The organism is Novosphingobium sp. ERW19 (assembly GCF_012641315.1).
Taxonomy (GTDB): domain Bacteria; phylum Pseudomonadota; class Alphaproteobacteria; order Sphingomonadales; family Sphingomonadaceae; genus Novosphingobium.
Genome location: NZ_JABAIC010000003.1, coordinates 497,824 through 512,048, shown reverse-complemented (window position 1 = coordinate 512,048; position 14,225 = coordinate 497,824). Strand labels below are relative to the sequence as shown.

The window sequence follows — 14,225 nt, the reverse complement described above, 5'->3', positions numbered from 1 at the left end:
CTCAGCAAGCGCGCTGCTCGCCGGCGCATCCTTGGCTTCGAAGCCGATGATCGGGCCTGCTGGAACAGGCGCGCGCAGCGTGGTCGAAGGGCGCGCCCGCCAGTCGTGGGTATCGGCATCGGCGAGGGTGAAGACCATGATGTCGAGCGCCAGCCCGGGATCAGATGCAACGTGAAGTGCCAGAACATCGCGGCGCTGCATCGCGAGTTCGTCGACCAGACGTTTCGACAAGGTGGTCCGGCGCCTGTCCGAACCTTCTTCGCCTGCAACGACTTGGATCCCGTCGTCGGCTTCGGTGGGTTCAGCCTGACGCTCGCCGTAGAACACCGGCTGGAGAACCGGTGTGCCATCGCGGGAGAGCACCAGCACCATTCCTGCCTCGGCCTTGAGCTCCGGCGCGATGACGGGCGGGCGGGCGCGGATTTCCTGGCATTCGCGTTCGATGGCCTCGATCGCCGCTTCGGCGGCTGCCACAGCCTCCTCGGCACTGTCCTCATCCTCGAGGATCGCCGCATGCTCGTCATAGGAGGCATCGAGTTCGTCGAGCCTCGCCAATTCTGCGTCGGTCAATGGCGCAGGTTCGGCAGGAAGCCGGACCAGCCCTTCGACCAGATCGTGGCTGGCATAGGGATCGAGCGTCGGCTTGACCCAAGCGAGACCCTGCTCGGCGGCGAGGGCTTTGGCCTGCTCTTCCATCTTTGCCGCCGCGAGGCTCTCGAGCAGCGCAACATCGACCCAGGATTCGCTGTCGTCGTTGTCGAACAGTTCGCGCTCGATCCGCCCGCCGGCGGCAATGTAGGCGTCGCGGCCAACGAGACGGGCGCGCGGATCGCTGCCCCGGACGGTTCCAGACAGGACCATACGCCGGACACTGTCGGGGTTAGGCGCATAATAGCCCGAGGACACCTGGTCGAATACGCGCGTCTGGATGTCCTGATCCGAGGTAGCGCCGAACGCTTTGGCAATGTCGAGAGTGATCTGGCCCGATGCCAGAGCCTCGAACACGACCGGCGCAAGCGTCGCAAGGCGCAGACGCCCCTCGACAAAGCGGACAGTCAGACCGAAGCGGCGGGCAACCTCTTCGACAGCCGCCCCCCCAGACACGAGCGCCGCGAAGGCCTGGGCTTCGTCAGCGGGGTTCATGGCGAGGCGGTGAAAGTTCTCCGCGAGGCTGGTCTCGAGGGCCGCTTCAGCACTATCCTCAAGCACGAGACATGTGACTTCATGGTCGCGAGCGAGCAGCTTCTCTTCGGCCAGCGCGAGCATCGCGCGCCGGCGACGCTCCCCAGCCTCGACCTCGAACTTGCCCTTGGTGGCTGGCCGAACAATAAGGTTTTGCAGCAGGCCGCGGGCGGCGATGCTGGCCTTTAGCTCAGCATCTGCCGCCGGGTCATTGTGGCGTCGGACATTGCGGGGTGACTGAACGAGCTTGTTCAGCGGGATCGACTTGATCATGGGACACACTCCTGATTGTGAGCCCGGAGCATCGACCATCGACGCCCAAATGGCTCAATCAGGGCAGAGCCCCCTCCCCTCTAATGCGTTCGCAACGAAAGTCCCGCTCGGCAGGGCAAGGATCGATGACAATCGTTAGGACGTTCATGCCGATTAGCGCTGCGACTGGGAAGCGTTGTATACGACGAAACTAGTCAAGCGTAGACGCCGTTATCGGGTAAACTCTCCCATGACGCGTGGCCGCATGAAGTCGCGCGGGTCGCTCCTCCAAGACTCGAATGATCGCCAGTTCGGCGCTTCGAATACCATGATGCCGCTCGGACCTGCCACGACGGGGCGAACAACTTTGATGCGCCCGTCTTCGTCCACCTCAATGTAAGGGTAAAGACCGAGGAACTCGCGACCGCGGTAGTACCGCTCGCCCTCTGTTAGCACCGGAAGTACAGCCACAGGGCCGCGCCCGCCGTCGAACCACCCGAGCTCCCAACACATCCAGAGGGATTGATCCGCGCCTTTTGTGTCAAGGAACAGGAGGGTGTCGCTGACGCCCATTGTGGCGCGGATTAGTGCCGCATTCGCCGGCGTGACCTTGCTCCGGTCGGTGTCAGGCGCCTCTATCCAGTCGCAGAAGACGGAGTAACCGGCCGACGTCAGCAGATCATATACGCCCAGCACGATCTCCGCGTCCCGGATGGTTTGCGAAAGGAAGATGTCATAGCGAGACATGCGCTGGCGCGCGGCCGAGCTGAGTGCTTCCTCGACGCTTATCCCCAGAGCACCAGCTCGACGCAGTGCCCTCGCACGGATCTCGGCCTGTCTCAGGAAAGCCATGTGGTCACCTCAGGGCTTCGGGGCCGGATGCCAGAAACGCTCGTCGACATCGACCGGCTGATCATCAGGGCTCTTGAAGCGCTCCTCCCGGACGGACACGCGAAGGTGGCGATGGAACAGGGCGACGTAGTCGAGATCATCGGCGAGATCAGCGGGAAGCACGCCAGCCCTCGCCGCGACCTCCAGCGTTGCTCCACCTGTCGAGACGACGGGCAGCACCGTGGCGTTCGGCTGGAGGCGGCGAAATAGCTCATATTCTTGAATGATCCCGCCCATGCCGCCTATGAACACTGCAGCATCGAAATCGTGGTCAGAGAACATCCGCTCCCGCATCGCGAGTAGGCTCTTGTCACGATCACTGTCGACGTCATCGGTAAAGGTAACATTCTGGAAGCGCTCGTTGTCCTCGGGGAATTCGTCCTTAAAGTGCCGCGACTGATAGAGCCGCACCCATCGCCCATAATCCACACCAACGTCTTGGGCCACGACCCAAATCATCGGCGTGATCGCCGGTTGGCCACCCCAGACCAAAAGGCGGCGGCCGAGCGTGACATGAACAAGAGCCGAGACCGCAGCCCCGATCGCTACTGTATCGGCGGTGGCAGCATACTCCGGCCCGCGCTTCGGGTCGGGAACGCCAGCCGAGAGGAAAATGGCGCCTGACATAATCAATCCTCCCAGCCGGCGAGCGCCCAGCCCGCCTCTGACACCTTGATGGCCCGAACCGTCCGGATCTGCTCATCAAGCCACTGGAGATGTGTGCTCCATGCCTGCCGAATACCAATATGATCGTATACGAGCACCGGGATCTCCCGTTGATCGGCGCGCCGCGCTTTCTCGGCAACGTCATTGAGGATTTCCGCCGTCGGCACGCCCACAATGGGATAGGCCCAGACCTTTTTGTCCCCGAGGAGCCGGACGGCGATCGCGCGGTGCGCCCCGATGCCTTCGACAGACGCGCCGATCTTCTCCACATCGGCGCGGAGCTTTCCCGTGATCGAAAGATATCGCGCGGCGATGCTGCGGCTACGAAGCCTTTCGACCCGAAGCACGATATCCTCGGCTACCCCTGCAGCAATCGGTCCATCGTGCCCTTCGAGCTCGCCTGGATCGAGGTACACCGTTTCGGCCATGTCAGTCAGCTTGTTGGGCGAATGATCGGGCCAGATCACCCTTAATACCTGAATGTCCTTAGCCCGCGCGCGCCCGATTTCCTGGCGGGTCCAGCGGCTGTCAAAATAGCCCGGCGTGTCGAGCATTACCATCACGTCGGAATCGACTAGTCGGTGCCAGAGAACTTCCTGGAAGGGATCGCCTGGCCTGATGTCATGAGTGTCCAAGAAAACGTCGAAACCACGGGCTGTGAGGAGGTCGTGCAGCTGCAGCGCAGCCGACCGCGACTCTATCCTGCGATAACTGACGAACACACGCCTCTGCCGACGAAGCAGTCCCACGCACTCGAGAAGGGCTGCGGCAAGCTCCGTCATCTCAGGATCGTCGTCCCGCCGCTTGAGACCGTTTGCTGACTGAAGGAAGTCCGGGACATCACGTCCGAAATCTCCGTCTCTCCCCACGGTCGGGATAAGAGGGACGCTAGCCCGCACCAGCGCTTCTGCGATGTCGACATCGACGATATCGTCCCCGCCGAAGAATACGGCGGCGAATGCCGAGCGCTTGTCTCGGCCGCCGACCGATGTGCCGTCGTGCACAATGACATGTTCATCTAAGTTAAGACCGAAGTCTTCGATCATGCCGCGCAGGCTTGCGGTCAAGGCTTCCCGCTCGTGGGGCGCGGCGGCACCTAGGATCGCGAGTTCATACAAGCTCATCGGTGTCTCAGCGCCCTGCCGCCTTGGCGGCGGCCTCGATCCAGCTCGCCATGTTGTTGTAACCGTCGTCATCAACCCAATCGTAGGTTTTGTAGAGGCTGCTTAACGGCACCTTCCGTCCGTTCTGCTCGACCTGCCAGTAGTCGAGGGGATTCTTCCCCTTCTTATCGGCCCCGAGCTGTGGGTCTTTGACCTTATGGATATCGATTGCCAAGATACCCTTCTTCAGCTCATAGCTGCGCTTGATCTCGTGTCGAACCCACTCGCGATCGTAGGTCTCCGCGCCAAACAGCACTGCCGTCACGGACGTGCCCTTGAGTTGCTCCTCGATCCACTTCTCGATGCCTCCAGCCCTTTTCTTGGCCTCCTCAAAGTCTGCCGCGTCGTAGAAGGGCTGCGCCTCACCCTTGGCGCGGACCACCCATGAGTTGCGAACTTGGACAATTCGCCGGACATCGCGAGTGTAGTGAAAACTAAAGAAAACCCTACGAGCCATTTCAACCTCCGTGTAGCCTTGATGAATAGCGATGACTCGCTCGCCCCAACATGGTCAGCGAACAGCGCGTAAGAAAAGGCGCGCGCAATCGGGGCCGCGCTCCTGCTACCTCATCACTTGGTGCCATTGGGGCACCTTGTAGTCTGAGCAGCTGGCAGCGCCGACTTCTCAAGTGGTGCTGGCTGAACGGTCACTGGCGACCGACCACCGGTGGCCGGGACTCCGGCAGGCCTCGGTGCCGGAGCTGGCGGGTGACGCTCGACTACCACAATCTGTGGCTTGGCGGACTCCTGCGCTGCATTACGGAAGCCCATCGCGTAGAATAGCGGGTCGAGTAGCAGCAGCAGGACGAACGTTCCGAACGCGCGCAGCAGATGCTCGTGCGTCACTCGGATGCGGGTGATCTTCGCGTTGACCGCGTCACGCGAGCGCCGTGTCGCGAGCAGTGTTCCACGTGTTAGCTTGCGAAGGGGGTTTGGCGTCTGCCACGCTGCGGCGATCTCTGCCTCGCCGACCCTCTGGAATCCCTGGACTTGGAGAGTCTTGAATGCGTGGAAGCCGGCTGCCGCAACGTAAATTGTCGCCACAGCTAATACGAAGAGTCGAGCGGCATCGGGGGCAGGACCGGCCTTCTTCTCCCAGTTCGCTGCTTGTAGTGTGATGATCACTGGTACGAGCGCGGCCAATACCGCGAGATAGGTTGTTGCCTTGCCTTCGGCCGTTCGAACCCGCTCTATCTCGGCGGCGGCAACTTTTTGCGCCTCGTCCAGTGCTCTCTCGTCATTCACTGTGTAGTTACCGGCTTCGATTGCGGCAATGTCGGAGTCGTAGCGCTGTTGTTCAACCGCCTTCTGGGCGAGCGTCAGCCCTTCGATATACGGGAATATCCAATCAAGGACGCGGAGCGCTTTCATGCCGCACGGCTACCTCCGGCCACGCCGATGCGGACGGAGAGCGCATCGACTATCGCGGCGGTGACCGGCGCCCCCGTGCGCTGCTCGATCCACGCCCACTGCCCATTCGGATTCGCCTCAAGAAACCAGAAAGCGCCTTCACTGTCCTCAATCAGGTCGATGGCTGCAAAGCGCAGACCAAGCTCCCGTGTGACAGCGATGCAAGCTGAAACAATATCGGGCGGTAAATCAAATAATTGGTGCTCAAGGTCGAACCGTACGCCCTTTCGCCAATCCACCTGGGTCTCGTCATGCGCCTGCGATAGGATGCGTGTCGCGAAGACGCGATTGTCGACAACAAGCACTCGCACATCCGAGAGCTTTGTGACCTCCCGTTGGAGGATCATGGGGGCACGTCGTACCGCCTCTGCGTCACCGGCCTCGAGTGCAGCGACGCGGCTAGTGAAGACGACGCTGCCGGCCTCTCCGTCGCCGATCAGTGCATGGCGCAGCGGCTTCGCAATCATCGGGCCATCTGTGAAGAACGATTTCGCTGCATCGAACACGTTGGTCACGAGCGTGCCGGGGATGCGTAGCCCAACTCGGCGCGCAACCGCCAATTGTCGTGGCTTGTCTTCCGCTCGCAGAATCGAAAACGGTGAGTTTAGCCATCGATCTTCGAGCGCATTCCACAAGCTGCGCAGAATTGCAGACCATTCGGCGACGACATAGGCCGTGATCGGCTCGGTCCCATTGGCCTCAATGCTGCCAGGCCGTCGATAGTAGGCGCAAGTCACGTCGGAGAGCGAGAACCTCCCTCCAGGCCCGGAGAATATCAGGTTCGCTGGATCGCCATCAGCCATCACCACCTGGTATTGTGGCATGTCCTCCGTATTGAGTCGTACGAAGCGCTCCCCGCGCCGCCGCATCTCGAGCACGACGAAGTCGGTGGTGACATCCCGCTTGTTGGTGACAATGAGGATCAAGCCGAACGCTCCAATCACCAATAGGGATTTGAGGCTTGGTCGTCGCGCTCCTGCTGGACGTCCGTCTTGGTGGTGATTTCCGGTAGGCACAGTGATCCGTCTTCGTCGTCGGATTCCTGACGGACCTTCGTGTAAGTGCCGGTTTCCATCGCACCGAATCGCATGGGGTCATCGTCGTCGGATTCGACCTGTTGCATCGTTTTGGTCTGCGTCATCGCAAGGGAGCCAGCCGAGACTTCGATGATTGGCTGCTCGCCGCCTTCACAGTCGAGCACCCACACGTCCAAGTCTGCGGAGTAGCGTCCCGGCATTTCTGCGCCAGAGGCTCGCGGCGTGGCAAAGCGTAGCAGAAAGGGATCGCTGCACGCGACGGAAGACGAGGAAGTCATAGGCTCTATTCCCAGGTTGGTTCTGCAGGCTGAGAACATATCGGGACAACTGGAATAGAGGAAGTACCCTTGGGAATGATTTCATACCGCTTCGACGTCGGGCTGGTTTCAGAGAAATAGTGGCGTCCATGAACCTTGGCTTTGTCTGCGGCTGCTGCGTAGTTTTTCGTCACTTCACAACGACCAGTTTCGGTACGAGCGTAGGTTGATAGTGCCTACTGGGAACCACCGGTCCTGGGTCGGCCCTTGCCATTTTAGCGGCGAGGCCGCCAGCTTCCGTGGACGCGCGGGACGCCGAACACTATCCTTCGACGCTATGTTTCGCCTCCATTGCACCAAGAAACTGCTTGATCGGATCAAACCGGAAATCTGTGCGCCTGGGCCGAGCGACACCGCGCTGGGCAGCTGGTATGCCACCGTCCTGTTCTGGAAGCCGCAGATAGCTTTGCTGGTTTCTGAGCGCACGCTGCTTCCAGTGCTTATGCCGCTGGCCCCAGCGGCCACGCTTGCGCGAAGATTCCCGGCACAATTGGCACTGGTTCTGAGGGAGCACGGCGTCTCATCTGAATTCATCGCTCAGGAAGTCTGCCGGATGGACACCGTCAAGTATGCAAAGACCGCGAACCGGAGTGTCGTGGGCATCCTCAACGAGTTCGTTAAGCAGGCCGAATTCTGGCTGGCAGCCTATGCCTATGAAAAGGGCGATGATGACGACCTCCTGGCCGTTTCCGCCAAGCTCGCGGAGACACCTTGTAGCCCGTTGTACAAGGGCCCGGTTTCGCCAGACAGGGCCCTTCATGAACTCGTGGAGGCTGGTGCGCAGGCATGAGCCTGCTGGCCGTCAACTTCGCTCGGAGATCCTACAGCACTCGGCCGGAAACCCAGCTCGTTCGGTCAGGCGGGATCGGGCGGCAAATCGACAATCCGGAAGACAGCGCCCGATCCCGCATCACGGACCAGATCAACCCGCGCGCCATCCCAGTGATAGTCGAGGTGCCGACCCTGGAGCGGATTTGAAGCGCAGTCCGGGTAGAAGAGCGCGACGCACTCCCCGCCGGGGTGCCGGATGCTCGGGTAAGCAATCCCGTTCGATCCTGCGCCCCTGAGGTGCCGCGCGAGCGCTTGAGATGCAGCGTAGCTGTCAGGATCGAGCGCCGAACCCGGCTTCCCCGCCAGAGTTCGGAGATCATGTAAGTCTGCATCGACCGACATGATGATTTCGCGGAACTGCGAGGTCCATCCCGGCGCTTCCCGGGTTCGCGCCATGAAACGGGCATGATGGTGGATTGTCTCGAACAGCGCAGTTTCGAACCAATCCCCGACGTAGAGAACACCGTAACTGCCATCGGTAAAGCGGCTTGGCCGGTCGGTGCTGACGTGGGTGAATGGCGCCATCAGGTAGGATGCGCCGCTGCCGCCGACGCGCCGGCTTGCTGGAACGAGGTCAAGATTGCCAATCGTTGCCATGATGCGAGGATTGGTCTTCTGCTCTGCCGAGATCAGCAGCGGCCAGTCGGCTGGATCAGCAATGTCTTCGAACAAGTCGATCGGCGGAAAGGCACTGCGGATGATCCGAACAGCGCCCTTCCACTCAACTCTAGAAACGGGGATATCCGCCGCTTCGCTCACCAGCCACCGCGCTCGGCGTCGAGGTAGCGACGCACCCGCATAATATCGGTCAGCTCGCCTCCCAGCATCACGTCGAGCGCACTGGCTCCGCCGAACGTTTCATTCGCTGCTCTGATCCAAGAATACCCGCGGGTGGCCTCCGAGAAGATGATCCGAAGCGCCTTGTGGATGCCCATGAGGTTGGACAGACGCGCACGCCCATCGCGCGAAACCCGCCCGGGACCTTCCGCCTTCCATCGGCGATACGAGCGCACCGGCATGTCGAGCAGGGTTGCAGCTTGTTCGTCGGTCAGATCCCACTTGCCGAACAGATTGAGGACTGCCCGGAACATGGCAGCTGCCTCATCCTGGGTAATCGGATCGGGACGGAAGGCGGTAACGGAAGTATCAACGGGTTGCAGAGCCAGCATGGCAGTTCTCCATATGGCATCATATATGGCAAATAATGCCATTTGGCAAGGAACTCTGCCGATCATGCCAGTCTGGCAATCACGCTCGCCGCGCCCTCGATCGGCACGAAGAGCCGGGTCTGATACCGGATGATCTCGGTAAAGCAGCCTTGGGCCTTGTACCAGTCGAGCCGAGCAGCACTCCATCCCGTAAGCTCAAGTCGCTGTGAGCCATTGACCAGGCTGCGTTTGACCACGAGCTTCTCGCGGGCCGCGAACTCCGTGGCCCTGCCCGTCGCCAGGACGGTCTGAACAACTTCATCAGCAGAGAGCGTTTGTTCCCGTTCCAGACCAAGCGCCCGGCACAGTTCGGGCACGCAGTGGACGGGAACCTCGCGGCCGAGGAGCGAACGGCCATCCGCCGCCGAGATACGGCTGACTCTTACAAAATCTGAAGGCAGCTTGTCCCAGACCGGCAGCAGGAGACCTGTCGCGACATAGAGGCGCTCGCGCTTGTGGCTGGTCCTCGCCTCTTCCACCTCGGCGACCCAGGCCTTGCGGAAAGCGTCGACGGAGATCCCTTCCCAGCTGCTCTCAGCGAGCTGATCCTCGGTGATGTGACTGCGCTTGAGGGGGCGCAGCAATTCGAAGCGGGTCACGCGCATACCGTCATCGGCAAGAATACTGCGGGCAGGCACGAGCAAGGCAACCCGGCCTGAGCGAGCATTTCGAACCGCCCGTTGCCGCTGCCCAGTGATGCCGTAAAGCTCCTCGAGCCGCTTCAGTGTGAGCGGCTTCAAGGCTCTGGCGATTTCCAGTTCCAGCAGATGGGTGGTCGCGCCCGATGCCGGATCGGTGCGCAGCAGCGTGTCGCACAGGGCCGTGAAGTCCTCGACTGCAATCGTCTCGAGGCCGAGATCGAGCGTGCCGGCCTGCCGGGCGGCATCGATGCGCGCTTCGACCAGCCCCATGAACTCGTCGAAGATCGCGTTCTGCAGGGCTATGGGAAGCGCAAGAATGCGGTTGAGCCACCGCTGGATCGACGGCAGGTCATCGACCATCGAACCATCAGGCGCTTCGATCCGGAGACCTGTCAGCTCCTGAAAGCGCCCGAGACCGACGGCTTCGAGCTTGCCGGTGAACAACAGGCCGAACCAGCGATGGAGCGCCTCCTTGGCGTAGATGCTTTCGAGATTGTCGGCAGGATCGAAGAGGTTCTGCCCACCGGTCTGGCGCTGCCCGCGGGTCAGAGCGCCGAGGCTGTCGAGGCGCCGCGCGATCGTCGAGATGAAGCGGCGCTCGCCGCGCACATCGGTGGTCACCGGCCTGAACAGCGGTGCCGATGCCTGATTGGTGCGATTGGTCCGCCCGAGCCCCTGTATTGCGGCGTCAGCCCGCCAGCCCGGCTCGAGCAGGAAGTGGACGCGGCGGGCCTGGTTCTTCGCGGCCAGATCGGCATGGTAGCTGCGCCCGGTTCCTCCGGCATCGGAGAACACCAGAATGCGCTTGGCACCGTCCATGAATGCCTGGGTCTCGGCGACGTTGGCGCGCGGCGACCGGGATTGGAGTTTCTGACGACCATCGCGGCCGACGATCAGCCGACGTGTGCGACCGGTGACTTCCGCCACCTGGTCGACGCCGAAACGTTCGATGATGGCATCGAGGGCTGTGGCGATGGGCGGCAAGGCGCAGAGCTGCTCGATCATCCGGTCGCGCGCGGCCAGCGCAGTTCGACAGAGCACAGGTGCGCCTTGCTCGTCACTCATCGGCTCGGAGCGAGGATTACCGTTTTCGTCTGTGAACACCGCCATCAGGCGGACAGGAAAGCTCTTGGCGAGATAGTCGATCACATATTCCCGCGGGGAGAGGTCGATCTCGAGAGCTTCGCGCTCCTCGTCAGACAGGTCAGCAAGCCGACGGTCGAGCATGGCCTCGGCCGTCGAGACGAGTTGCACGACAACAGCATGACCATCGGCAATCACCCTGTCGATCGCGGGCAGCAGGCTTGGGAGCTTCATCGACAGAAGCAGCTGCGCGAAGAAGCGCTGCTTGGTCCCCTCAAAGATCGACAGCGCTGCAGACTTGGCACCCGAGTTGAGCGTGCCCCCGGTCTGGCTGTCGATGATCCGCGTGGCTTCCAACGCTTCGCGCAGGTTGGCGTGGATGATCGCCCAGGCTTCGGCATAGGCATCGTAGACCGTGATCTGATCCTCGGTCAGGCAATGTTCGAGGATCTCATATTCGACACCGGCGAACGAAAGGGCCCGGGCCGTGTAGAGGCCGAGTGATTTGAGATCCCGCGCGACCAGTTCCATTGCTGCAATTCCGCCATCGCGAATGTCGGCAACGAAAGCCTCGCGATTGGCGAAGGCGGTCTCCGGCCCCCAGAGCCCGAGGCGCGTCGCATAGGCGAGGTTGTTCACGTCGGACGCTCCGGTGGCCGAAGCGTAGAGCACCCTTGCCCGGGGCAGGAGGTTTTGCAGACGCACCCCGGCAATGCCTTGCTCCGATCCCTTGACCTTGCCCCGCGATCCTTCGCCGCCAGCAGCATTGGCCATGGCGTGCGCCTCATCGAACACGATCACGCCGTCGAAGTCGTCGCCGGCCCAGGCGAGGACCTGGTCGAGGCGGGTCGCATCGTTTCGGCCTGACCGCAGGGTCGGGTAGGTCACGAAGAGAATGCCCTCGCGCATGGCGATGGGGGTGCCGATTTTCCAGGACGCCAGAGGTTGGATGTCGATCGGGAGGCCGCCAAGAGCCGCCCAGTCGCGCCGAGCATCTTCGAGTAGTGCCTCGTTCTTCGAAATCCAGATATGGCGGCGTTCACCGCGCACCCAGCGATCGAGGATGACGCTCGCAATCTGACGACCCTTCCCGGCACCTGTTCCATCCCCGAGGAAATATCCCAGTCGGTAGGTCTGGCCTTCCGCAGATGCCTTGAGAGAACAGCCCTTGTCCTCTGGCTCGAACCGGCCGGGAAGGTCGCGCGCATGGGCGCTTGCAGCGTAGATCAGGGTCTCCGCCTGAGCAGCCGACAGCAGTCCCTTGGTAATCAGCCCGTCAGGCAGCTGCGGTACAGCATCGGGAATTGGTGCAGCGATCGAACCCATGGCGACGGACTCCACGAGCGCAGTCGGATGCTCGGTTGCGCCATCGATAACGATCCGGCTTGGACGATAGGGCAGATAGTGGCCGACCTGAGGGGCAAGCGGCGCAGGGGTTTCGAGCGACTGGTAGGTGAGCGACCCGATGGCGGAGGCTGGAGGCGTGATCCTGGCTGGTGTCGGCAGCGGCCTGCGCGGCACCGCCACCAGGCGAAACGGCGCACGAGCCGGAAGGCTCGATTGCTCAGTAACAGCCTCCAAGCTGGCGCGAGCCGGCAAAGTATCGACAAGATCGACCAGCTGGCGAAAGTCGTTTGTGCGGATAGCGACAGGCTCATGGGAGTCTTCCACCTTGTCGAAGACCAACAGCCGCGTGGTGATGCCGGTGCCCTGTCTGACGAACGCGCGTTCGACGGCGGCATTGAGCCGCAGCGAGATCGGTCCCTTCAACCCCGCCAGGAACTTCGCACAGTCGAACCATTCAGGCATGATCGCGACAAGCCGCCCCCCGGACGCCAGACGGTTCCAGGCCGATCGCAGATGGCGCGAGCCAGTGCGACTATCGCGCCCTCGCTCAATGCCGTGGGAATAGGGAGGGTTCATCAGCACGACGCTCGGGATGATGGCTAGATCGAGCAGTTCGTCGATCAGCTCAGCGTCATAGCCGGTCACTCGGGCCGCAGGGAACAAGGCGCTCAGGCAGTCGCGGCGAAGCGGCGAGATTTCGTTGAGGGCAAGGCGCGAGCTGGCCTTGGCGGCCCAGACCGCGAGCATCCCCGTTCCGGCCGATGGTTCGAGCACAAGTTCGCCAGGGGCTAGCGCGCAAGCCCGAGCAGCAAGCCAGGCAAGGCGCGGCGGCGTTGCGAATTGCTGCAATTCGATCTGCTCGTCGCTGCGATTGGTTTGGGTCGGAACTTGGGCATTGAGACCGCAGAAGAATTGTTCCGCCTCGTCGATCGGGCTCGAGAGCTGGATTTGATCTGATGCTTGCAGGTGTTGAACCTGCGCCAGCTCGAGCGCAGCGTGAGCATCACGGACTGACCATGCCCCGAGTGCATCGGTTCCGCCGAAGTGGTCCGTCATCGTGCGGTTGATGTCGCTGCGCGAAAGCGCGCCGCCTGCTGCCAATTGTACCGCCATTGCTTTGGCTGCCGTCACGACAAGCGGCGGAGATGGTGGATCGAATGCGAAAGCGAGGGACGAATTGGACATGGGAAACCTCCTGACGAGGTCCTGCAGCGGGCAGGCCTCAATCAGCCAAAGGCCCCCTCCCCTCTGGTCAACGGATCAGGCTTACCGGCAAGCCGGGACTTCAGCTCATCGTTCCAGTCAAAACCGGACGAGGCCGGTGCTCGTGAGTGGATGACACGATGAGGCGCAGCGTAAGCCTTCAAAGCTCGCTTCTCGGCGAGAGCGCCACCGGCATCATTGTCGATGAACAGATGGAGCTCGCGCACGCCCTCCGGGATCGCAACAAGTCCGAAGCGCTCGTTCCCGAGCGTTGCCCAGCAAGAAATCCCGAACAACTGCATTGCTGAAAGTGCGCTCTCGATCCCTTCGGCAAGTCCAAGACGCCCTTGCACCGGCGGCGCCAGCCTGACGGAACCAAAACCAAGGGAGCCAAGCGCACGCTTGGGCCGGTCGAAAGCGGCAAGCTTGCCGCTCTCCACGTTGAGAAACGTTCGGTGTACCGCGATTATGCCAATGTCGGACGTTACTGCGGCCAGCATCGCGGGCAGAAATTGGACAGCGCCGCGCGGCCCGAGCGGCGTCCGCGCCAGGTATCGGAGTTGATCGGATGCGGGCAGAAGACCGCGCTGCGCAAGGTATTGTGCGGCAGGGCCGTCGGAGATCGCCGTCCCCGATTGCCACAAGCGCCGCGCATTGGGACTGAAGTCACCATGAGTTTGCCGTTCGATGGACCTGACGTCTGAGCCATTGAACAGGTCGCGGCTGCGAAAACCTTGGCGATCCAACGCCGCAATGACGTCCTCGTTCAGGCATCCCGCGAAGCAATGAAACAAGATCGCCTTTCTTCCCAGCGTCACGCTTAGTGAAGGAGTTCGGTCATCATGCGCCGGGCAGCGGCACATGCCCTTGCCCCGACTCCATATCCCCTGAAGGCTTTCGACGATGGTGCGGGCGCGGCGTTCGAGTTGATGAGCATTGTCTAACGGGGGCATCGACCTTCTCCGGTTGAGGTGCCCTCCCCGCGCAGCCTCCG

13 protein-coding genes are annotated in these 14,225 nt (G+C 61.9%); 1 reads left to right on the top strand and 12 read right to left on the bottom strand.

All coding sequences use genetic code 11. The features are described from left to right. The 8 genes from HGI46_RS08560 to HGI46_RS08525 form a co-directional block, all read right to left on the bottom strand. A partial coding sequence (locus HGI46_RS08560) for a ParB/RepB/Spo0J family partition protein (protein WP_168903816.1) occupies positions 1-1,455 on the bottom strand: 1,455 nt, incomplete at its 3' end. 210 nt (positions 1,456-1,665) lie between these two features. After that, positions 1,666-2,286 (bottom strand): toll-Interleukin receptor, encoded by a 621-nt coding sequence (locus tag HGI46_RS08555; RefSeq protein WP_168903815.1) that lies wholly within the window; start codon positions 2,284-2,286, stop codon positions 1,666-1,668. Between the two features lie 9 nt (positions 2,287-2,295). Then, positions 2,296-2,952, bottom strand: a complete 657-nt coding sequence (locus HGI46_RS08550) for a hypothetical protein (protein WP_168903814.1) — start codon at positions 2,950-2,952, stop codon at positions 2,296-2,298. Positions 2,953-2,954: 2 nt separating this feature from the next. Further along, positions 2,955-4,115: a toll/interleukin-1 receptor domain-containing protein gene (locus HGI46_RS08545; protein WP_168903813.1), complete on the bottom strand. Its 1,161-nt coding sequence runs from the start codon at positions 4,113-4,115 to the stop codon at positions 2,955-2,957. Between the two features lie 7 nt (positions 4,116-4,122). Beyond that, positions 4,123-4,611 carry a TIR domain-containing protein gene (locus HGI46_RS08540; RefSeq protein ID WP_168903812.1) on the bottom strand — a complete coding sequence of 163 codons (489 nt, stop codon included), beginning with the start codon at positions 4,609-4,611 and terminating at the stop codon, positions 4,123-4,125. A 113-nt stretch (positions 4,612-4,724) separates the two neighbouring features. Next, complete coding sequence (locus tag HGI46_RS08535) at positions 4,725-5,525, bottom strand: DUF2157 domain-containing protein (RefSeq protein ID WP_168903811.1); 801 nt, start codon at positions 5,523-5,525, stop codon at positions 4,725-4,727. Next, a complete protein-coding gene (locus tag HGI46_RS08530) occupies positions 5,522-6,490 on the bottom strand; it encodes an MvdC/MvdD family ATP grasp protein (protein WP_240946644.1) in 969 nt (322 codons plus the stop codon). The genes HGI46_RS08535 and HGI46_RS08530 overlap by 4 nt, the downstream gene beginning before the upstream one ends. A gap of 14 nt (positions 6,491-6,504) precedes the next feature. Continuing rightward, positions 6,505-6,801 (bottom strand): hypothetical protein, encoded by a 297-nt coding sequence (locus HGI46_RS08525; RefSeq protein ID WP_240946643.1) that lies wholly within the window; start codon positions 6,799-6,801, stop codon positions 6,505-6,507. A 394-nt stretch (positions 6,802-7,195) separates the two neighbouring features. On the opposite strand from HGI46_RS08525, the gene HGI46_RS08520 reads away from it, so the two are divergent. Next, positions 7,196-7,708 (top strand): hypothetical protein, encoded by a 513-nt coding sequence (locus tag HGI46_RS08520; RefSeq protein WP_168903809.1) that lies wholly within the window; start codon positions 7,196-7,198, stop codon positions 7,706-7,708. A 65-nt stretch (positions 7,709-7,773) separates the two neighbouring features. On the opposite strand, the gene HGI46_RS08515 is transcribed toward HGI46_RS08520, so the two are convergent. From HGI46_RS08515 to HGI46_RS08500, 4 genes are all read right to left on the bottom strand, one after another. Beyond that, positions 7,774-8,508: an RES family NAD+ phosphorylase gene (locus HGI46_RS08515; RefSeq protein ID WP_168903808.1), complete on the bottom strand. Its 735-nt coding sequence runs from the start codon at positions 8,506-8,508 to the stop codon at positions 7,774-7,776. Then, positions 8,505-8,918, bottom strand: coding sequence for an MbcA/ParS/Xre antitoxin family protein (locus tag HGI46_RS08510; protein WP_168903807.1), 414 nt, complete (start codon positions 8,916-8,918; stop codon positions 8,505-8,507). Before HGI46_RS08510 ends, HGI46_RS08515 begins: the two co-directional genes overlap by 4 nt. A 62-nt stretch (positions 8,919-8,980) precedes the next feature. Next, a complete protein-coding gene (locus HGI46_RS08505; protein WP_168903806.1) occupies positions 8,981-13,213 on the bottom strand; it encodes a strawberry notch family protein in 4,233 nt (1,410 codons plus the stop codon). 41 nt (positions 13,214-13,254) lie between these two features. Then, positions 13,255-14,184, bottom strand: coding sequence for a toprim domain-containing protein (locus HGI46_RS08500; protein ID WP_168903805.1), 930 nt, complete (start codon positions 14,182-14,184; stop codon positions 13,255-13,257). Between the last annotated feature and the right edge of the window lie 41 nt (positions 14,185-14,225).

Coding starts and splice junctions, on each gene's coding strand:
- HGI46_RS08555 (WP_168903815.1), bottom strand. CDS start 2,286: ATGGCTTTCCTGAGACAGGCCGAGATCCGTGCGAGGGCACTGCGTCGA.
- HGI46_RS08550 (WP_168903814.1), bottom strand. CDS start 2,952: ATGTCAGGCGCCATTTTCCTCTCGGCTGGCGTTCCCGACCCGAAGCGC.
- HGI46_RS08545 (WP_168903813.1), bottom strand. CDS start 4,115: ATGAGCTTGTATGAACTCGCGATCCTAGGTGCCGCCGCGCCCCACGAG.
- HGI46_RS08540 (WP_168903812.1), bottom strand. CDS start 4,611: ATGGCTCGTAGGGTTTTCTTTAGTTTTCACTACACTCGCGATGTCCGG.
- HGI46_RS08535 (WP_168903811.1), bottom strand. CDS start 5,525: ATGAAAGCGCTCCGCGTCCTTGATTGGATATTCCCGTATATCGAAGGG.
- HGI46_RS08525 (WP_240946643.1), bottom strand. CDS start 6,801: ATGCCGGGACGCTACTCCGCAGACTTGGACGTGTGGGTGCTCGACTGT.
- HGI46_RS08520 (WP_168903809.1), top strand. CDS start 7,196: ATGTTTCGCCTCCATTGCACCAAGAAACTGCTTGATCGGATCAAACCG.
- HGI46_RS08510 (WP_168903807.1), bottom strand. CDS start 8,918: ATGCTGGCTCTGCAACCCGTTGATACTTCCGTTACCGCCTTCCGTCCC.
- HGI46_RS08505 (WP_168903806.1), bottom strand. CDS start 13,213: ATGTCCAATTCGTCCCTCGCTTTCGCATTCGATCCACCATCTCCGCCG.
- HGI46_RS08500 (WP_168903805.1), bottom strand. CDS start 14,184: ATGCCCCCGTTAGACAATGCTCATCAACTCGAACGCCGCGCCCGCACC.